17 protein-coding genes are annotated in these 20026 nt (G+C 69.3%); 15 read left to right on the top strand and 2 right to left on the bottom strand.

Features of this window, described 5'->3' with window-relative positions:
* Window positions 1-22 precede the first annotated feature (22 nt).
* On the bottom strand, window positions 23-463 hold the full coding sequence (locus CG747_RS34285) for a nitroreductase family deazaflavin-dependent oxidoreductase (RefSeq protein WP_100605777.1): 441 nt from the start codon (window positions 461-463) through the stop codon (window positions 23-25).
* Window positions 464-713: 250 nt separating this feature from the next.
* Here CG747_RS34285 and CG747_RS34280 point away from each other — a divergent pair, with 250 nt between their 5' ends.
* Entirely contained in the window at window positions 714-1490 is a 777-nt protein-coding gene (locus CG747_RS34280) for a TetR/AcrR family transcriptional regulator (protein WP_100605776.1), read from the top strand.
* A 148-nt stretch (window positions 1491-1638) separates the two neighbouring features.
* On the opposite strand, the gene CG747_RS34275 is transcribed toward CG747_RS34280, so the two are convergent.
* Window positions 1639-2145, bottom strand: a complete 507-nt coding sequence (locus tag CG747_RS34275) for a DUF1269 domain-containing protein (RefSeq protein WP_100605775.1) — start codon at window positions 2143-2145, stop codon at window positions 1639-1641.
* A 2307-nt stretch (window positions 2146-4452) separates the two neighbouring features.
* Here CG747_RS34275 and CG747_RS34270 point away from each other — a divergent pair.
* The 14 genes from CG747_RS34270 (at window position 4453) to CG747_RS34205 (ending at window position 19983) form a co-directional block, all read left to right on the top strand.
* The gene (locus tag CG747_RS34270) at window positions 4453-4929 is read left to right on the top strand and encodes a hypothetical protein (RefSeq protein WP_100605774.1); all 477 of its coding nucleotides are present in this window, start codon (window positions 4453-4455) and stop codon (window positions 4927-4929) included.
* The gene (locus tag CG747_RS34265) at window positions 4926-5399 is read left to right on the top strand and encodes a GNAT family N-acetyltransferase (protein WP_100605773.1); all 474 of its coding nucleotides are present in this window, start codon (window positions 4926-4928) and stop codon (window positions 5397-5399) included. Before CG747_RS34270 ends, CG747_RS34265 begins: the two co-directional genes overlap by 4 nt.
* Window positions 5396-7048: an amino acid adenylation domain-containing protein gene (locus CG747_RS34260; RefSeq protein WP_100605772.1), complete on the top strand. Its 1653-nt coding sequence runs from the start codon at window positions 5396-5398 to the stop codon at window positions 7046-7048. Before CG747_RS34265 ends, CG747_RS34260 begins: the two co-directional genes overlap by 4 nt.
* Window positions 7041-7952, top strand: a complete 912-nt coding sequence (locus tag CG747_RS34255) for an alpha/beta hydrolase fold domain-containing protein (RefSeq protein WP_257980922.1) — start codon at window positions 7041-7043, stop codon at window positions 7950-7952. Before CG747_RS34260 ends, CG747_RS34255 begins: the two co-directional genes overlap by 8 nt.
* 106 nt (window positions 7953-8058) lie before the next feature.
* The gene (locus CG747_RS34250) at window positions 8059-9702 is read left to right on the top strand and encodes an AMP-binding protein (protein ID WP_100605771.1); all 1644 of its coding nucleotides are present in this window, start codon (window positions 8059-8061) and stop codon (window positions 9700-9702) included.
* Window positions 9693-10385: a rhodanese-like domain-containing protein gene (locus CG747_RS34245; RefSeq protein ID WP_100605770.1), complete on the top strand. Its 693-nt coding sequence runs from the start codon at window positions 9693-9695 to the stop codon at window positions 10383-10385. Before CG747_RS34250 ends, CG747_RS34245 begins: the two co-directional genes overlap by 10 nt.
* A gap of 46 nt (window positions 10386-10431) precedes the next feature.
* On the top strand, window positions 10432-11685 hold the full coding sequence (locus tag CG747_RS34240) for an NAD(P)/FAD-dependent oxidoreductase (RefSeq protein WP_257980921.1): 1254 nt from the start codon (window positions 10432-10434) through the stop codon (window positions 11683-11685).
* A 43-nt stretch (window positions 11686-11728) separates the two neighbouring features.
* The gene (locus CG747_RS34235; protein ID WP_180985815.1) at window positions 11729-12712 is read left to right on the top strand and encodes a DMT family transporter; all 984 of its coding nucleotides are present in this window, start codon (window positions 11729-11731) and stop codon (window positions 12710-12712) included.
* Window positions 12713-12794: 82 nt separating this feature from the next.
* Window positions 12795-13349, top strand: a complete 555-nt coding sequence (locus CG747_RS34230; protein ID WP_100605767.1) for a DUF3291 domain-containing protein — start codon at window positions 12795-12797, stop codon at window positions 13347-13349.
* 446 nt (window positions 13350-13795) lie between these two features.
* The gene (locus tag CG747_RS34225; protein WP_100605766.1) at window positions 13796-15763 is read left to right on the top strand and encodes a class I tRNA ligase family protein; all 1968 of its coding nucleotides are present in this window, start codon (window positions 13796-13798) and stop codon (window positions 15761-15763) included.
* Window positions 15760-16884 (top strand): FAD-binding oxidoreductase, encoded by a 1125-nt coding sequence (locus CG747_RS34220; RefSeq protein WP_257980920.1) that lies wholly within the window; start codon window positions 15760-15762, stop codon window positions 16882-16884. Before CG747_RS34225 ends, CG747_RS34220 begins: the two co-directional genes overlap by 4 nt.
* 65 nt (window positions 16885-16949) lie before the next feature.
* Window positions 16950-17459 (top strand): N-acetyltransferase, encoded by a 510-nt coding sequence (locus tag CG747_RS34215; protein ID WP_100605765.1) that lies wholly within the window; start codon window positions 16950-16952, stop codon window positions 17457-17459.
* Window positions 17456-18757, top strand: a complete 1302-nt coding sequence (locus tag CG747_RS34210) for a lysine N(6)-hydroxylase/L-ornithine N(5)-oxygenase family protein (RefSeq protein WP_100605764.1) — start codon at window positions 17456-17458, stop codon at window positions 18755-18757. Before CG747_RS34215 ends, CG747_RS34210 begins: the two co-directional genes overlap by 4 nt.
* A gap of 137 nt (window positions 18758-18894) precedes the next feature.
* The gene (locus tag CG747_RS34205) at window positions 18895-19983 is read left to right on the top strand and encodes an amino acid:polyamine antiporter (RefSeq protein WP_257980919.1); all 1089 of its coding nucleotides are present in this window, start codon (window positions 18895-18897) and stop codon (window positions 19981-19983) included.
* Window positions 19984-20026 lie beyond the last annotated feature (43 nt).

Genomic DNA, 20026 nt, shown 5'->3' with positions numbered 1-20026 from the left:
CGGTCAATGTCCCGGCCACTGCTCAGGACTCGGTGATGCGGAAGACGGGATGGCGGGGGGCCGCGGCGACGAACTCCGCTGTGCTGGAGTCGGCGGTGAGGTCGCCGAAGTACGCCTTGACCTCCCAGCCCCAGCGGTCGAGGTAGGTGCGCAGCAGCTCCGGGGTCTCGGCGGGCGGCAGTTCGACCGCGACGAACGGGCGGGTGCGGCGGCCGACGCGGAGTTCGCCGCCGCCGGCCGCCCGCATGTTGCGCACCCACTCGGATTCGCCGCGCGTCGAGACGAGGTAGCGGGAGCCCTCGTACGCCATGGGGTTGACCGGTACGCGGCGCCATTCGCCGCTCTTGCGGCCGCGGACGGCGAGGTCGGCGGAGCCGGCGAGGCTGATGCCGCGACGGGCGAGCCAGCCGATCGTGCCGTTGAGTCGGACGGCGAGACGGCGCGGCTTCAGGTAGTGGGACATGAGGGCCTCGGTTTCGGTGTGCTGGTGGGGCGGGGTCGCCGCGGGGCCGGGCTGGTGTCGTGCACCGTGCGATGGCCGGTGAGTGCTCGGCACGGGTTGCAGGGTGCGCTGTCAGCCAGACTGCGGGTCGTTGCTCTGATTCGAGAGCGGTGCTCTCGCTTAGGAGCAGTGTGCACGTGAACCGTGCGCCAAAGCAAGAGCAGTGCTCTCGTTTTTGTTCGGCGCTCTGAGAGCTGTCACACTGCTCTTCATGACAGCGATTAGAGGAGCCAGGGAACGGGCCCGTAGCGAAATCACCGAGGCCATCAAGGACGAGGCCCGCAAGCAGCTGGCCGCCGAGGGGGCCGCCAAGCTCTCCCTCCGGGCCGTAGCACGCGCACTCGGCATGGCCTCATCCGCGCTCTACCGCTACTTCCCCAGCCGCGACGACCTGCTCACCGCCTTGATCGTCGACGCCTACAACGCGCTCGGCGCGGCCGCCGAGCGCGCCCGCGACGCCCACCCCGCGCCCTCCACCGCTCCGCCCTCCACCACTCCGGCCTCGACCACTCCACGCGGTCGCGCCGCCGAGCGTGCCACCGCCCAGTGGTGTGCCATCTGCACCGCGGTACGCGACTGGGCCCTGGCCCATCCGCACGAGTACGCGCTGATCTACGGATCGCCCGTCCCCGGCTACCACGCGCCGCACACGACGACGGAGCCCGCCGCCCGGGTCGGGCTCACGCTCATCGGCGTCGCCCGGGACGCGTACGCCGCCGGCCTGCTGAAGGAGCCCGCGGAGCCGTTGCCCGATGCGGTGGTGGCCGATGCGCTGGCGCTCGGCGCGGAACTGGGTGTCGAGCTGCCGCCCGCCGTACTGGCCCGTCTGATCGGGGCCTGGGCGCAGCTCTTCGGGCTGCTGAGTTTCGAGCTCTTCGGCCAGTTCAACCGGGTCGTCGAGGCCCGCAGCGCCTTCTTCGACCAGGCCGTCCTGCAACTCGCCGGAAGTGTCGGCCTCACCGCCCAGGGCCGCGGCACCTCGGCCTGAAGGGTCGTCACCCACCGACGGACGACCACGCCGCCCCTGCCCGGCGAACCGGCCCATCCCCCCATCGCCGAACGGCCGAACCGCCCAACTGCCCAGGCTCCCGGAGGTGTCCCACGATCCTCGCGCCGCCGTCGACGCCCCGGACCGATCAGGCCGGCTGCGGGCTCCCGATGAGCTGCTGCTCCAGCTCGTGTTCGTCGGATTGCGACAGCGACGTCTTCAGCACCGTTCCGCCCAAGGGCTGCAGGGCGGCGGCGAACTGGTCCTCCTTGAGCTTTGTGGTCATGACGACGACGGCGGCCTTGCCCGGTTCGAGCAACTCGTGGGCGCGGTCGCGGAACCGCTTGTCGAGACCGGACTGGCTGAGCTTGCCCGCCAGTCCACCGACTGCGGCGCCCAGCAGCCCGATGACCGGCATGAGGAACAGCATGCCGAGGACCAGGCCCCACAGCGCTCCCGCGGTGGCGGAGGTGGCGATGGCCCGACGCGGGATGTCGTCGTGTGTGTCGACGTATATGTGTCCGTTGGCGTCGGCGGAGATCACGGCCAAGCCGGTGAGGACGACGACGTGCTGCCGTTCGAGATCCTGGATGCGGTTTTCCGCCTTCCTGGCCTGCTCCGCGTTCTCGTACCCGATGATGATCAAGTCTGACATGGGTGGCTCCCTCGCCTCAGAAGGTGATGGGCTCACTAATGACCGGACACGTCACGCGGTGTCGGCGCCTGGCGTCCACGATCAGGTGCGATCGCCTCCTCCCTCTTCAAGCTAGACCCCGTGCACCATCGTGTGCATTTCATGTGCGCTGCGTAGACCGCCGAAAACCATCCGTGTCGGCCTTGTCCTGCGGCTATTCCATGCAATGCCGATTTCCTCAGGTCGAGGCATTGTTGCCGGAGTAATAATTGTCGATGAATGTTCGGGCGGCCCGGAATTCAATGGGGGAGGGGAGTTCGGCCCCAGTCTTGGCGCGCTGGTCGGTGCCACGATTTCCACTTCGTTCCCACGGTGCATCACGTGGCGTGTGTGGCGATCCTTGAACCGCCCCCAAAGGGAGCCTGACCTGCAATTTTGTCGGTGCATATGGCGTGCGGTGCGGGTGGTGCGAGCGATATCCCGATGCTGATGTGGCGCTCATTGGGCGCCTCTCCTGATGACCTGTCAGTTGTGTTGCGTCGCTGGTCAGGTGGTCGGATGGCCGACCTCGGTAAGGCGGGGCCGGCGATAATTTCGTGGGTGCCTGGCGGGCGTGCTCCGTCATGTGTGCGGGGCACTTGACGGAGGCGATCGACGGGGCGTCCCCGGGCCTTCGACCGCAACACCACGAGCGGCGCGCGACGCGGCGGAGCGCACCTTCCGGCTCATGGGCCAGGTGCCGGGCCGGGCCGCCCCGAGGGGTCGCCGCGCGGGCGCCGTCGGCCCGCGGGCCTGGCTGATTGTCGCCGCTCGCGCCCGGCTCCGCCCCGCCCGCCCGCTGGTCGAGGGCTTGCGCCGCCCCTGAGAGCGCCTGGCCGGGCCTTGCCTCGACCCCGCGCGGGTGCGAGGGGAGATTGGGTGATGTCCGGGCGACCGCGGCTTGTCCGGCGGCCGCGCCGCAGCCGTCCCGGCCGGGATCGGGGCGACCTCCGGGCTCGAAGAACGGGCGCGGGGGCCGGCGTCGTGAGGTCGGTGAGATGGTCGAGCGCGCCGCACGGATCAAGGGGCGTCAAGCCCGGCGATGTTAAACATCGAGTTAATACTCGCGGCCTGTGCGCAGGTACCCGTACTGGTGGCGCACGGGCTCATCTGGCGGGCAGGTGGATCCTTGCACGCGCGTTTATCAAGTCGCAAGGCCCGGAGGCAAGTTGATGGTCGGTCAAATACCGAATCTATGAGGGTTGATGGCAAACCCTTATGTCAACTGGCGCTGTGGATCTCAATGTTTGGGAACTCGCCTGCCAATGCTTGACATGATCCATCGGCACCGATCTACAGTTGCACGAGTGTCGGCAGTTCGGCCTCTGGTTGGCGGATCCTCCAGAGGGCCAACAGCCGTCATGACCCAGCCCTCCATAGAAAATGACGGTTACTCAGGCCGACTCGACCATTTACCGCATCCGCCCTAGCCCCTATGATCCGGTTAGCTTCTTAACTGTGAGGAGTGGTCAGCTTTCGTGGAGTGCAACGATGGAGGGGGCTGTCATGGGGAGTCTCGCGGCAGAAGCCGGGACTTTTGACAGTGCACTTGCGGAGGGAGCCTCGGACGTCTCCTGTGCATAGCGGAGGGCGTGGCGCGGTTCTGCCGCGATACCCGGTGGAGGTTGAGCTCCGCGGAGCTTCTCGCCGGAATGAACGCTGATCCGCCCCGGACCTGCTTTCAGGGGTCGCGGTGCTGTTCATTCCCAACTCTCCCGAGGGGTACTGCCCTTTGGGCTCGTTTGATGTCTCGCCATGACCGACGCAAGGCCGTCCGAGGTGCATCCCGCCGAGGTCGACCTCGTCTGCCGGTGGCGGCTCACCGCCCTGCCAATATCCGCCTGACCAGCGGCAATGACATGAACGACAGGAACGAGGACCGCCTCGGCGCGGTCGGAGTCGGTGCGTACCCGGGCACGCCGGGAACGCCCGCACGCCCCGACCGGAAGGAGATATGGGCATGACGTCGAAAGGCGGGCTCCAGTGCAATCAGTGAGCAGACCTCAAGGTATCTGAATGTTTGCGGCCAACGGCGCAATGAACTTTTACGCTCCCAGCCGTTAGTACCTACACGGACAGCAGAGTAGCTTTCTCATGGATCGCCACTCTGGGCGCAGCCAAGAGAGATCCAGATCGAATACCGCATGAGTCGTGAAGCGGATGAATAACTTCCGTATCGACGATCTGAGGCAGTTCGGAGGCGAACGAGCGCATGATGGAGATGGCCACATTGCCTGGGGGCGGAGAACGCCGTCAGTCAAATGACCTGCGGATGGGGAATACCGTCTCGTGAACCCGCTGACGTACTCGCCGCGCCTGGTCAAGGCGCTTCCGCCGCTGGATGTGTGCGGCCGGACTCTGAAGGTGTACGGGATGTTCGCGGAGCCGGACAGCTCCGCCACCCTCCCGGAGCCGGAGTGGCTGCGGCAGCAGGCCGCCTCGGTGCTGAGCGAACCCCTCCAACAGGGGGACCACCCCGTCGGCTTCCTGATCCTGCACTACGGGACGGAAGGCACCTACCTGCTGGTGAGCCAGTGGTACGACGCCAACATGCTCAAGCACTGGGTGCGCGGCTCGGCGGTCGACGCCGAGGGGAACAGTACGGTCACCCCGCTTGTCCAGCGTGACCTGATCGCCTGCGTCTGGGAGCTGGAGGTCATCAAGTTCGAGCGCGACGCCTGGGTCAACACCGTGCTGGCACAAGGCCGGTTGGACCGGACCTCGCTCGACGCGTACCTGGACACGACCTTCTCGGGGTGGGTATGAGCCGCGACATCAAGGTGCAGCCGATCGAGCCGAGCCACTTGGACGCGCTGCTGGCGCTCTGCCGCGAGCACGCGGCGTACGAGAAGGCGGAGTTCGTCGAGAACGGCCAAGTCGAACGCTGGCGTTCGGCGTTCTTCTCGGAGCGGCCGGCGCTGTACGGCTGGATCGCGACGGACGGCGGGGAGCCCTGCGGCTTCATGACCGTCACCATCGACTTCGCCACCTGGGGCGCCGAACCGTTCGCCTACATGGACTGCCTCTACCTCTGCGAGCCGTATCGCGGGAGGGGGCTCGGCCGCACGTTCTTCGAGCGGCTGCGGGAGTTCGCGGTCGCGCATCGATGCGGCTGGGCCGAGTGGCAGACCCCTCCGGACAACGAGCTCGGCATCGGCTTCTACGGGCGCATGGGTGCCACGGCCAAATCCAAGGTTCGCTTCCACTACGACGTTGAGGGGCAGGGCGTCTCGTGACGGAGACTTCTATACCCATGGCAGCGCCCGCGGCGCTGCCTCCATGGTCGCTGGACTCCGCCGACCGGGCCTTACCGCCGCCCGAGCTCGGCGACCTGGTCCGAGCGGCGGCGACGAACTGGCCGGACCGCCCGGCGCTCCACGACGGACGCGGCGGCCTCACGTTCGCCGAGCTGGAGGGGCAGGCCCGGGCGCTCGCGGCCTGGTTGAGCGAGCAGGGTGTCGGCCGCGGCGACCGGGTCGCGATCCTGGCCGAGAAGTGCGCGCTCATGCCCGTCCTGGCCATCGGCATCTGGAAGTGCGGGGCCGTCTATGTCCCGCTCGACGCCGCGCAGCCGGTGCCCCGCCTGCGCAGCCTGCTCGGCCGCCTGCAGCCGAGTGCCGTGATCGCGCTGGACGACCGGGAGCCGTCGGTCGCCGACGTCCGCTGGGTGGGCCGGACGCAACTCGACGGGATCCTGTCGCGGCCGGCCCCGGACCGGCCGGCCGTGGCGAAGCGGCCCGAGGACACGGCGTACATCATCTTCACGTCGGGGTCGACGGGAGAGCCGAAGGGCGTCGAGATCAGCGTCGCCAGCCTGGTCGCGTACTTCGGGAACCACAACGAGGTGCTCCGGTTCACGCCGGAGTCACGGGTCTTCAGTCTGTCCCCGTTCCACTTCGACGTGTCGATCGAGGACACGCTGCTGCCCCTGTCGCTGGGCGCGTTCGTCTACCAGTTCCGCGGCGTCCATGCCGGCGCCATCATGCGCGCGATCCTCAAGCGCGAGCGGATCACCCATGTGATCGCGGTGTCCACGCTCCTGACCATGATCACTGAGGACGGGCGGCACGTCACCCGGGAGAACTTCCCCTGCCTGCAGATGGTGATGACGGGCGCGGAGGTCTGCGACCCCGGTGTGATCAACGTCTGGAAGACCGGCCTCCCCGAGGTGCGCGTCATCAACGCCTACGGGCCGACCGAGGCGACGATCGTCTGCGTCACCCACGAGATCGAGCGGGCCGACGCGGAGCGGATGAGCTCGTACCCGATCGGCCGGCCGCTGCGCGGGGTGGCGGCGCGGATCGTGGACGACGGGGCCGAGGTCCACGAGCAGGGTCGGGCCGGCGAGTTGTGGATCGGCGGCGAGCAGGTGATGAGCGGCTACTTCGACCAAGTGGAGGAGACCGCCCGCCGTGTGGTCGAGGTGGACGGCGTCCGCTACTACCGCACGGGCGACATGTGCAGCTATGACCAGGACGGCAACATCGTGTTCCACGGCCGGAACGACGACGAGGTGAAGCTGGCCGGCCGCCGGATCCACCTGGGCGAGATCCGGCAGATCGTGCTGGGCTCCCCGGGCGTCGAGCGGGCGGCCGTCGCGCTGGTCCCGCGCAACGGCCACGACGTGATCGCCCTCGTGGTGATGGCGCCGGACCGGTCGGTGGTGACGGACGTCGAGAAGCGCCTGGTGGACCTGCTGCCCGAGTACATGCGCCCGGCGCTCGTCGCCTGGTCGCCCGAGCTCACGGTGTCCTCGACGGGCAAGACGGACGAGAACCGGCTGATGCGGCGGCTCGCCGAGGCGGCCGAGGGGTCGACGGCGACCCACTTCGCGCTCTCGCCAGGTGGGGACGTCCGGCCCATCGACGGGGACGGCGATGCCTGACCCGGCCGGGACCCTGAACGTCGAGTTCGGCCGCCTGGCCGCCGCCAGGAAGATCATGGCGGTGAAGGCGTCCACCGGCTCGCTCGCGGACGACCGGGTGAACGCCGAGCGCTGGATCTCGCGCTTCGGAAGCGTGGTCGATCCGGACGACGGCGCGTCGGTCGAAGAGGGCGAGCACTCGGTGGTCGTCCGGCCGGCGCAGGAGGCCGCGGACAGCCCCTACGTCCTGTATGTCCACGGCGGCGGGATGGTCTACTACTCGACGGCCGTCTTCCAGCCCTTCCTGCGGACGCTGGCGGGCGCCCTGCGCGCGCCCGTTGAGGCGTTCGACTATCTGAAGGCGCCGGAGCACACCGTCGAGCAGTCGGTGGAGCGGCTGTCGGGACACATCGCGGCACGATGCCGCACGTTGGGGGACCGTCAGCTCGTCATCGCCGGCGACAGCGTCGGCGGACTGCTCGCGCTCTACCTCGGCCTGCGCGTCCTGCCCGACGTCTTCTCCCGCATCGTGCTGATCTACCCGGTCCTCGACCTCGGGGCGGAGCGCGAGTCCTACCGGGCGTTCGGCGAGGGCTACTTCCTCGACAGCGGCAGCATGCGGCTGTTCAAGTCGGTACTGAAACCTTTCTTCTCGGGGCGCGCCTTCGATCCGTTCGCCCTGACGGAGAGGGATCTGGCCCGGCTGCCGGCCTGCTCGATCGTGACGACCGGCTGCGACGTGCTCCGCGACGAAGGGCTCGCCTGGGCGGGGCAGTTGGCCGACCGGTCGGTCGGATTGCGGCATCAGCACTTCCCGGATCTGCCGCACGACTTCTGCCTGTACGCCGGGAAGCTGGATTCCGCCAGGAGTGCCGTGGCCGAGATCGCCGAGGCCGCATTTCATGTCGATGAAACACATGTTTAGCCGCCCATCGAATTCACGGCACCGTGGTTATCAATTTACTTGACGGCCGATATCGCCGGTCATTAGCATTTATGCGAGAAATGCGGACGGAAGGGCAGGATTGAGAGTGGCATTCCAAGCCGAGTCGTTAGCATTACCACCGTGGTCGATCGATCCTGCCGACGAGAACAATCCGGCGCCCGCGCTCGGTGATCTGCTGGTGGCTCCGGCCCGCAAGTGGCCGGACCGCACGGCGATCAACGACGGGGATGTCAGCTACACGTTCGCCCAGCTCGAACAGGGCGCGCAGGCCGTTGCGGCCCGGCTGACCGAGCAGGGGGTCGGCGCGGGGGATCGCGTGGCGATCCTGGCCGAGAAGCGCGCGGTCATGCCGATGATCGCGCTCGGCGTCTGGAAGTGCGGAGCGGTCTACGCCCCACTCGACGCCTCCGAACCGGTGGACCGGCTGCGCGGACTGCTCACGCGCCTGGAGCCGGTGGCCGTGATCGCGTTGGACGACCGGGATCCGATCGTTCCCACCGACCGCTGGCTGGGCAAGAAGCAGCTGGACGCGGTCCTTTCCGGGCCGGCGACGCATTCCACCGTGCCCCATCGGCCGGACCAGGCCGTGTACATCATTTTTGCCTCCGGCTCGACCGGTGAGCCGCAAGGCGTCGAGAACAGCGCCGCCGGCCTCCTCGCCTATTTCGGCAATCACAACCAGGTGCTCCGCTTCACGGCGGAGTCCCGCGTTCTGAGCCTTTCTCCCTTTCATGTCGATGTGTCGTTCGAGGACACGCTGCTCCCCTTGTCGCTGGGAGCCTTCGTCTATCAATTCCGGAATCTGCCCGCCGGCGCCATCATGCGTTCCGTACTCGGCCGTGAGCGGATCACGCATCTGATCGCGGTCTCGATGCTCCTGGCCATGATCACCGGGGACGGACGTCAGATCACCCGGGCCAAGCTGCCCGGCGTGGAGACGGTGATGACGGGGGCCCAGGTCTGCGACCCCGCCGTCATGCGCATCTGGAAACAGCAACTGCCGGAGACCCGCGTCGTGCACGCCTTCGGCCCGCCCGAGGCCACGATCTTCTGCCTGACCTACGAGATCGAGGACGAGGCCGCGGAGGGCGGGGCCGCGTACCCCATCGGGCGACCGCTGCGGGGCATGGACGCGAAGATCATGAAGGATGGGGTCGAACTCCATCAGCCCGGTGCGCAGGGGGAACTCTGGGTCGGCGGCGCGCAGGTGATGCGCGGCTACTTCGACGATCCCGGGGAGACCGCCCGTCTCGTCGTCGATGTGGACGGGACGCCCTACTTCCGGACCGGGGACATCTGCAGCTACGCGGACGACGGCAACATCGTGTTCCACCGTCACGACGACGGTGAGATCAGGTGGTTGGCGGGCCGCCGTACCCACCTGAGTGAGATCCGCCGGGCCGCCCTGAGCTGTCCCGGCGTCGACCGGGCGCTGGTGGCCGTGGTCCAACGCAACCAGCGCGACGTGGTCGCTCTCGTCGTCACGTCGGAGGCGCAACGGGTGGTGGCCGACGTGGAGGCGCACCTGGGCGGTCTGCTGCCCGGCTATATGCGTCCGACCCTGTTCGCCTGGTCGCCCGCGGTATCAGCCGCATCGACCGCCGAGGCCGATGAGCGTCAGTTGGTTCAACGGCTCGCGGCAGCAGCTCAGCAGTCGAACTCCAACTATTTCGCACGGTCGGCCGATGGCGCCGTCGAGCCTATTGAGAAGGTGGAGCCATGTCTGTAGCGGTGAAGGATAAGGTCGCCGAATATCTGGAGGCGGCACTGGGCAAGCCGGTGGACCTCGACCCGCTGCCCGACGACACGACACTCAACACCCTTGGCCTGGACTCCCTGTTGACCATCAGTGTCCTGGTCACGCTCCTGGAAGACTGCGGCGTCGACATGGGAGAGCACGCGGACTCCCTGGTCACTCCGAGCAGCCTCGGTGACCTTTTCGCCATTGCCGACCGGTTCATGGAAGTCGAAGACTCGACCTCAAGTGAGAGTGACATGTCCCGAGAACAGCGCTCGCAGTTGGACTACTACCAGGAGAAGCTGGCCTACGAGATCGACTCCGCGGACCTGAAGGCGGCTCTCGAAGAAGGCCAGGACCTGGTCGTCGTCGACGGCCGGAGCACCGAGTCGTATGAGCTCGCGCATATTCCCGGCGCGATCAGCATTCCGCATCGCTCGATCTCCCAGGAGTCGCTGGCCGGTCTCTCCAAAACGCCGCTGTACGTCGCCTACTGCGATGGCATCGGCTGCAACGCCTCCACCAAGACGGCGATCAAACTGGCGACCTCGGGCTTCCGGGTCAAGGAGCTGATCGGCGGTCTGGATTGGTGGAAGCGGGACGGCCATGCCATCGAGGGACTGGCGTCCCAATGCGAGGCCCCTGTCCACGTCGACTGCGGATGCGCCGGCTAGGCAGCAGGGACAGCGTCAGCCCGAGCAGAGAGATGGTAGTCGACCTGTGAGCACTCAGAAGTTCGACCAGTCGCAGTTGGATGTCGCGGTGGTGGGCGGCAGCATCGCCGGCTGCGCCACCGCAATCCGCTTCAGCCAGATGGGATACCGGGTCGCGGTCTTCGACAAGAAGGCGATGAACGACCAGTCCCACAAGCGGCTCTGCACCCACTTCATTCAGCCGCACTCTGTGCCGATACTGGCCGAGCTCGGGCTGTCCCACCTCTACGAGCCTGACTCGTCCGTGCTCACCAAGGCCGTCTTCGTGACGCCCGGGGGAGTGGTCGAGGGCCCCGGCGGCTATGTCCCCGGGCCGCCGGACTCCTACGCGCTCAATCTCGAACGGCGGGTGCTCGACCCCGCACTGCGGGCGGGCGTGCGGGCGCAGGGCGTCCAGTACCTCGACGCCACCACCGTGGAGAGAATCGAGGAGGACGACTCCGGCTGGATTCTCGACACGAGCAACGGGACCGGATCCCAGCGCTTCCGGGCCCGTCTGGTGGTGGCCGCGGACGGGCGCCGTTCGCGGCTGGCCAAGGAGCTCGGCAACGCGACCGAATCCCATCCGAACGAGCGCGCTGCCCTCTTCGGCTATTTCTCCGGGATCAAGACCCGGCCGGACAACCGCTCGGTCTTCATCATGAACGAGCGGGACCTGGCCTGCGTCTATCCGCTCGTCGAAGGCAGGACCCAGCTCGTCCTCTTCGCGGACAAGGCGCGGGTGGAGGGGTGGCAGGGCGCGGACGGCCGGCTCCAGGAGTTCCTGAACTACTTCGACGGCCTGCCGGACGCACCATCGATGTCCGATGCGGTCCCGGAGACGGGCCTGCTGGGCTACAGCGACTATCCGAGCCAGATACGTCAGCCGGTATCGGGCTCGATCCCCTTCGTCGGGGACGCGGCGCTGTCGCTGGACCCCATGAGCGGCGTCGGTTGCGGATTCGCATTGGTGTCGGCAGATCTGCTGGCCCGCTCGTTCGCTGACCGATCGTTGGACAAGACCGATCTCGGAGACGGATTGGCCGAGTATCAGAAGCGGTTCGAAGACGTCATCCTCCCGCATGCCGAGGGTATTTGCGGGGACTCTCTCGTCGACAAGAACGAGGCGTCCCGGCGGAGGATGTTCCAGGCTATCAGCGGCAATCAGGAACTGAGCCAGAAATATCTGGCCCTCACTGGTCGCATGCTGATGCCGGGAGAGTTCCAGCGGGACCTCATGCGCGCGCTGATGTCCCGGGGTGCCGCTGGTCTCAAACGCTAGCCCGACCCATAGGCCCGTAGATTCAAGAAACTGTGATATGCGTATGACTAAAGCTCCGTCACTCGTCATCGGGGTGCTGTGCGGCATCAGCGCCAACCTGCTCTGGGGTCTGGCATTTCTGATCCCGGTGCTGCTCCCCACCTCGGATTCCGTCGCCGTCGCGCTGGGCCGGTACCTCTGCTTCGGAGTGGTGTCGGTCGGTGTCGTGATATTCACCCGCGGCGCTGCGATGCGCGGCTTGGACCGGCGGATATGGCTTACGGCCCTGGCGTTCGCATTCGCCGGTCACGTGGGCTACTACTTCTTTCTGGTGCAAGGGATCACGCACGCAGGGTCGCCCATCTCGACGGTGATCATCGGAACGCTGCCGGTGACCGTTGCGCTGACCGGCAACTGGGTCCGCAAGGAGTTTCCGTTCTCGCGGCTGCTGCTTCCGCTCGGATTCATCACGGTCGGTCTGGTCCTGGTCAACCTCAAGGAGGTCGACTGGGGAACCGCCTTCAGCGGTCACTCCGGAATGACGTGGGTGATGGGTATCGCGTCGACGCTGGTGGCGCTCGGCCTGTGGACCTGGTACGCGGTGGCCAATGCCAGTTTCCTCAGGAGGCACCCGGAGATCTCGTCGGCCAACTGGTCCACGCTCATGGGTCTGTGCGCGCTGGAGCTTTCACTGGTCGCCCTGCCGATCGCCGGCGTCTCCGGCGGAATGCACATCGACGGATCGAGCCTCCTTCCCGTAATTATCGGAAGTGTGGTTCTCGGGGTGCTCGTCTCATGGGTCGGAACGGTACTCTGGAACCGTTCCTCAGGATTGGTGCCGATTTCCATCGCGGGACAGCTTGCCGTTGTCCAGATGATTTCTGGATTGATCTACGTCTTCGCGTGGTATCGCCGTATGCCACCGCTGTTGGAGCTGTTCGGAATCGTACTGCTCATCGGTGGCGTGCTGTTGGCCATCCAGCGCACCCGGAAGATTCCGCCGGTGGCCGCGGCCCAGCCCGCCGACAAGGCCGAGGTGGCTTCGTAAACCGCCGGGGGACCGCGGCGAGAGACAGCGACCTTTAGGGCTCAGACCTGGCAGGGTACACATAAGGGGAGGACAGAGACTGATGTCGCGCGTCGCGTTCACGACTTTCGCGATCCTGAAGAAGCCGTACGGGAATCCTGAGGTTCAGGAGTTCGACGACCTGACGCCGCCCACGTTCGAAGAGGCGGAAAACAGCTCGGGATTCATCGCTCGGGCGAAAGAGGACCCCGGTCAGAGTCATCTCACCAACTTCGAGCGGGACTGGGGGGACTGGGGCAAGTTCGACGTTCCGCGCTTTTACACGGGCGGCCGGACCAATGAGACCGACAGCCGTGCCTCCACCCTGTCGCTGTGGACCGATCTGGACTCCGTCTTCTCCTTCGTCTACACGGGCCTGCATCGCAGCACTCTGAGCAGGCGACACGAGTGGTTCCTCAAGCCCGAGTGGCCCAGCTACGCGATGTGGTGGGTCTCCGACGACACCATCCCGACCTGGTCGGACGCCTGTCATCGGCTGGAGCACCTGCACGACAACGGTCCCACGCCCGTCTCGTTCAGCTTCCGCCGGCCTTTCGACTCCGACGGCACCCCGACGCGGCTGCGCGGCATGGCCGAGGGACGAAAGGCCGGCGCCTGACGAGTGAGGGCCGCTCCTGGCTGCCGGTCGTCGGCACCGGCAGCCAGTAGGACCGCGACAGCCGCTTTTCCTCGTGGAGACCGGGTACGTCGTCCGGCAGACGACCCGGCTCTGCACGACCCGGCCTTCCTCGACCTCCCGGACCGCGCCCACCCGACGCTCGGCCGCCGCCACGGCAAGACGTGTGCGGAGACCGTGTCCACCTCGCGCGGACCGGTGGTGAGGGCGGCGGTGCCGCCGGCCCGGGTGGGCACCGGGCCGCGCCGTCCACCCGCCGCGTACGTGTCGCGCTTCGCCCGCCCTGCCGCCGTGGGGGCCGGCCGCGGAGACTGCACGGCTCATCCCGACCGTCGCCAACAGGCCGTCCGCTTGCCCAGCGGGCCCGCGGTCTGCGTCGCCGGAGCGCTGAGCCACCTCATCCATTCCACACCACCCAGGGAATTTCTGTGATCACGCGTGCCTTCGACAGGTCGGCGATGACCTGGTCCTACGAAATGCACCTTCAACCCATGCTGTCCGCCGCCGACATCGAGGGGCTGCCCTTCGGGTCCGTCTTCGGCAGCGTCCCCGCGCACACCGTCTCGAAGCGGCACGCCCACCAGGACGGCGAGATGTTCATCGTCCTGGCCGGCAAGGCCGTCGTCGTACTCGGGGACGAGGAGCGGGAGTTGGGCCCCGGTTCGGTCTGCTACCTGTCGCCCTTCGGCTACCACGAGATCCGCAACGAGTCCGACGAGGCGTTCGACATCGTCTCGGTCTACTGGGAGCACATCCCGAGCGCCGTCAAGGTCCTGGAGCAAGCCCCGCCGCGCGACGCGCTCCCCGAGCGGACGCTGGTCTTCTGCCCCCCGCCCACGCCCAACGGCGGCCTGCACCTGGGCCACCTCGCGGGCCCGTACGTCCGGGCCGACATGCTGGTGCGCGCGCTGCGCAGCATGGGCCGCGACGCCCGGTACGTCACCGGCACCGACGACCACCAGTCGTACGTCGCCGCCGCCGCGCGACTGCGCGGTACGGAACCGGTCGACGTGGCCACGGCCGAAGGCGACGCCATCCTGGCGACCCTGCGCGCGGCCGCCGTCGGCTGCGACCGGCTCACCCGTCCCGCCGGGGACCCGGAGCACGCCGACCGGATCCGGGAGCTGCTCGCCCGGGTGGCCTCCTCGCCCGCGGCCACGGAGGAGGAGCGGGAGACCGCCTACTGCCCGAAGTGCGACCTGTCGCTGCACCAGGCCTTCGCACGCGGCTGCTGCGGGCACTGCGGCGCGGCCAGCGACGGGGAGATCTGCGAGGCCTGCGGCCGGCCCAACGAGGCCCGGGAGCTGACCGGTCTGGAGTGCCGGATCTGCGGCACCCCGGCCGTCACCCGCCCGGAGCGGGCGCTGTGGCTGGACCTCAACGCCTACGCCGACCGGCTGCGCGACTACCTGCGGAGCTCCTACACCTCGCCCGACCTGCTGGCCCTGGTGGAGCGGCTGCTGGACGAGGGGCTGCCGCCGTACCGGCTCGGCCGGAGCAGCGAGTGGGGCGTCGCCCTGGGCGACGGCCAGGCCCTCGACGCCTGGGCGGACCTCGCGCTGACCTTCCTGGACGCGGCCCGAGCCGAGTCCGAGCAGGACGGCCCGGCGAAGATCACGCTCTTCCTCGGCTACGACAACAGCTTCTACTACGCGGTCCTCCTGCCGGTCCTGGCCTTCGCGGCCGAGCTCTCCGAGCACCTGCCCACCGCGTTCGTCACCAACCAGTTCCTGCACCTGGAGGACGCGAAGTTCTCCACCAGCCGGGGCCACGCGGTCTGGGCCGACGACGCGCTCGCCGCCGCGGGACCGGACGCCGTACGCCTGGCCCTGCTGCGAAACGCCCCGGAAGGACGCGTGACGCGGATCACCCAGGAGCGCGCCGGCGAGCTCGAACAGGACCCGCTGTACCGCGGTGCGCGGGAGTGGCTGGGCGGCTTCGCGGCGCTGACCGAGGAAAGCGGCGGCCAGGTGCCGGGCACCGGTGCCTGGACCGACGCGCACCGCGAGTTCTACCGCTACCTGAATCTGACCACCCGTCAACTCGACGGTCTGCTGCTCCCGGAGTCGTTCAGCGCGCGTGGCTACGTCCAGCTGCTGGAGTCCTTCGTGGCCCGCGCCGCGGAGTTCCGGGCGACGGAGGAGGCGCTGCGCCGGCTCCCGTCGCTGGCGGAGGAGGCGCGCACCAGCCTGGCCCTGGAGTACCTGGCGGCCAAGGTGTTCGCCGCACTGGCCTGGCCGGTCACCCCCGAGCTGTCCCAGCAGGTCTGGGACTGGCTGAGCCTGCCCGCACAACCGGTGCGCGAGGCCGACTGGTCCTTCCTGCCTTCCGGCACCCGGTGCGCGTCGAGCGCGCCCGCAACGGCCGCCGTCCCCGCCGCGAACGAGCGATCGTGAGCCAGGCCGGCACGGCGGCGCCCCCGCACGGCGGGGACTTACCCGCCGATGCGGACGTCGTGGTGGTGGGCGCCGGGATCACCGGTGCCTCCCTCGCGCACCACCTGGCACGCCGGGGAGTGTCGGTCGTCGTGGTCGAGCAGGCGCCGCAGCCGGGCGCCGGGGCCACCGGCAGCTCCGGCGGCATGGTGCGCGCCTACGACGCCGACCCGATGATGGCGGAACTGGCGCTGCCGAGCCTGGCCACGTACCGGGATCCCGGGTGCTGGGCGTCGGGGCGGGCCCCGCTGCACGCCGTCGGCGCCGTGACCGCGGCCCACCCCGACCAGGAGCCCGCCCTCCTGGCGGCCGCCGGGCAGATCAACGGCGCGCTGCACACCTCGGCGCACGTGGTGGCAGGGCGCGACGAGGTGGCGGGGATACGCCTGGCCGGCGGCGTCGCCCTCGTCGAGCCGGAGGCCGGCTGGGTGGCACCGGCGGAGGTCACCGCGGACTGGCTGGTACAGGCACGCGCCGACGGTGCCGTCGTGTGCCACGGAGTGCGCGTGCGCGCCGTGGAGGCACGCGGCGGACGCCCGGTGGTGGTCACCGACGCGGGCGTGGTCCGGGCCGGGGCCGTGGTCGCCGCGGTCGGGCCCTGGGCGGCCGACCCGGTGCCCGGGTTGCGGCCGGCCGCGCCGGTCCGCTCGCGATCGATCCAGGTGAGCGTCGTCGAGCGCCGCCCTCCCGCGCCGTCCCACGCGACCTTCGTCGACCTGCGCACCGGGCTGTACGCCAAGCCGGTCGGCCCGGACCGGACGCTGATCGGGATGCCGCATCTGGTGTGGGACGCCCCCCTCGACGCGCCGCCGGACCCCGCGCACGCGCAGGCCACCGTTTCCGCGCTCACCGCCCATTTCCCGTGGCTGACGACAGCGGTGCACCTCGGCACGGTCCGGGCCGCGGACGCCTACGGCTCGCCCGAGGGCGGCGGGCAGGCGTCCGGCCTGCTGGAGACCACCGGCGTGCCGCGCGTGTGGTCGGTGCGGGGCTGGAACGGCGGCGGTGTCAAGACGGCCCCCGAGGCCGGCCGCCGCCTCGCGGACGCGTACGTGGCCGACGCCTTCTCCGACGTCGCCTGACAGCCGCCCGCCCGGCGGCACCGACACCACCCGACGCCCCCCTCAACACAGCATCGAGGTGTTCCATGCCGGACGCAGCCGCTCCACGCTTCCTCGTCGAGCGCGTGGACGCGTCCCATTTCGAGGCAGTGCTCCCACTCATCGCCGATTACCAGAGGTTCTACGGCCGAGATCCCGACGACTCCGCGAACCGGCGGTTCTTCGGCGAACTGCTCGGAGAAAACCCCCACGGACTCCAGCTGGCCGCCCGTCAGGGGCCGCACACGATCGGCTTCGCCACCCTTTTCTGGGTGCGCGTCTCCACCAGCGCCACCACCGTCGCCCTCCTCAACGACCTGTACGTCCATCCCGACCACCGGGGCGGTCGGGAGGCGGGCGTCGGAACGGCGCTGCTGCACGCGGCCGCACGCGAGGCCCGCGACCGCGGCCACTCCCGCCTCACCTGGGAGACCGCGCCCGACAACCGCTCGGCCCAGGCACTGTACGACCGCTTCCTGCGCGAGGCCGCAGCTCCCGGGGCGCCCTCGACCTGGCTCCACTACTCACATTCGCTCTCCATCAAGGGGGAACAGTGACCCGCTGCCACGATGTGCTCGGCATAGGTTTCGGTCCGGCCAACCTGGCTCTGGCCATCGCCCTGGAGGAAGAGGGCCACGACCTCGACGTCCGCTTCCTGGAAGCCAGGCCGGCTCCGTCCTGGCAGAGCGCCATGATGCTCGACGGGTCGGACATCCAGAACCACCCCGTGCGCGACCTCGTGTCGCTGCGCAACCCGCGCAGTCGCTACAGCTTCATCAACTACCTCTTCGAGAACGGGCGGTTGCTGGAGCACCTCAACGTCCCGATGGAGTTCCCGCTGCGCAAGGAGTACGCGCAGTACGTCTCCTGGGCCGCCGGCCACTTCGGCCACCTCGTCGACTACGGCGTGCACGTCCGCGACGTCGCCGTCGGCCGGGACGCCGAGGACCGTCCGGTCTACACCGTCACCACCGCAACAGGAGACACCCACCAGGCGCGCGCCCTGGTGATCGGCACCGGGCGTGCCCCCTTCATCCCGGAACCGTTCGACGCGGTGGACTCCCCGCGCGTCTTCCACCTCACGCGCTACCTGCCGGCCCTGCAGCAGCTGGAGGAGCTGGGCGTGGCGGGACAGGGCGACGGGTCGCCGCGCGCCGTGACGGTCATCGGGGGCAGTCAGAGCGCGGTGGAGCTCACGCTCGACCTCGCGCGGCGCTATCCCCGCACCCGGGTGGACACCCTCGTACGCTCGCTGACGCTCCGTCAGAAGGACACCAGTCCGTTCAGCGAGGAGGGGTACTTCCCCGAGTTCACCGACTACTACTACCGCGCCTCCCGCGAGCGCAAGAACGCCGTCGACTCCTTCATGCGCCTGACGAACTACTCGTCGGCCGACGGCGACGTGCTGCGAGAGCTGTACCGGCTCATCTACGAGCAGCGCCTGGACAACGACCAGAAGGTGTTCGTCAGCGGCAGCCGCCAGGTGCGCGGCCTCGAAGTGCGCGAGGACGGCGTCCACCTCGACGTCGAGGAGCTGAACACCGGGGAGTCCGAGCGGCAACGGGCCGACTTCGTCGTCCTGGCCACCGGATTCCGCGACCTCGGCCCGGCTGCCCACCAGGAGCGCGTCCCCGCACTCATGCGCGGCATCGCCGACGACTTCGCCTTCGACAGCCACGGCTACCTGGCCGTCGGCCCGGACTACGAAGTGCAGCCGCTGGGCGCCGGCACGCCCACGCTCTTCCTCAACGGCCTGTGCGAGTCCTCCCACGGAATCGGGGACGCCGGTTCGTTCAGCCTTCTGTCGCTCAGGGCGAAGGTCATCGCAGAGGGCCTGCGGAAGCGTCTTCGGTAATGGAGCCGGCAGGCACCTCCGTCCCCGGCGCGGCGTTCCCGCCGCGCCGACCGGGAACGGTTACGGGTGACCGAACGGCGCGGCGGCCGGAGCTGGAGATCGCCGGGCACCTCTCCGGCGGGGTCCTCGGAGCCGGGATGCTGATCATGCCTCCCGTCGTCGCGGCCCTGGCGGGCGGCGACAGCCTCCTCGTCTGGTCGGGCCACCTCCTGCTCGGTGCAGCGGTCAGCCTCGTGCTGGCCCTGCTGGTCCGCGCGAGGGTGCGGTCGACCACGTTGGCGGGTGCCGTCGGGGCCCTGCTGGGCCCGTGGGCGGAACGGGCGGTGGACGGCGCCTTCGCCATCGCCTTCACCGCGGGGCAGGCGGCGATCGCATGGTTCGCCGCGACCTGCCTGCTGACGGCCGCCGGTGGTGCTCTGCCGCGTCCGGGGACCGGCGGTCTGCTGCTCGCCCTCGGCATCCTCGTGGTGGCCGTGCTCGCGGCGCTCGGTCCGCTGTCGCTGCCGGCCGTCGTGCTCCGGCTGCGTCCCTGGGTCACCGGGGTCCTGGCACTGGCCTGCGCCGCATGGGGCTGGCCCGCCGCGCCCGCGGCGGGTGCGCACACGCCGCTCGCGCCGCCGGGACTCTCGTCCGGCGGTGCCGAGTGGCTGGCCCTCGCGGCGCTGTTCTTCGCCGGTGTCGGATGGGAATCGGTCACCGCCGTCGTCCCCAAGGCCGCTGCCGGGCGGCGGCGCACCGCCGCGGGCGTGGCCCTGGGAGCGGCTTCGGTGGCCGTCGTCTACCTGGGGCTGGCCGCGGTCCAGCGGCTGGCCGCCGGGGCACCGGCAGCCCAGGATCCGGTCTCCGCGCCGCTGCGTTGGGTGTTCGCCGTCGCGACGGCGACCGTGCTGGCCTCGTACTGCTTCACCAACGTGCGCACCGCCGCCCGGATCGCCGCGCGGCTGCGCCCGAGCGGGCGGCTGCCCGCCGAACGAGGCCCCGCCAAGGCCGTCATCGCGGCCGTCGGCGCCGCCTGCTGCGCCTTCGCCTGCGCGGGGGCGGCTGCGGACGGTGCCGTCCCGCTCCTGCTGCTGGGGCCGGCCGCGGCGGCACTGATCGGCTACGCCCTGGCGGCGGCCGCCGCCGTGCGCCGCGGTGGGCCGCTCCTGCGGTCCGCCGGAGCCGCGGTACTGCTCGTGCTCGTGGGCATGACGGTCCTCGCCGTGCCCCTCCTGTCCGGTGGATGAGTGATGGCCAAGCTCCTACGCAGTTGTCCGGCAGGTCCCACTC

It is taken from the genome of Streptomyces sp. CB02959 (assembly GCF_002803155.1).
GTDB lineage: Bacteria > Actinomycetota > Actinomycetes > Streptomycetales > Streptomycetaceae > Streptomyces.
Note: the sequence above shows the minus strand (reverse complement) of the source record. Positions and strands in the feature narration are given on the sequence as shown.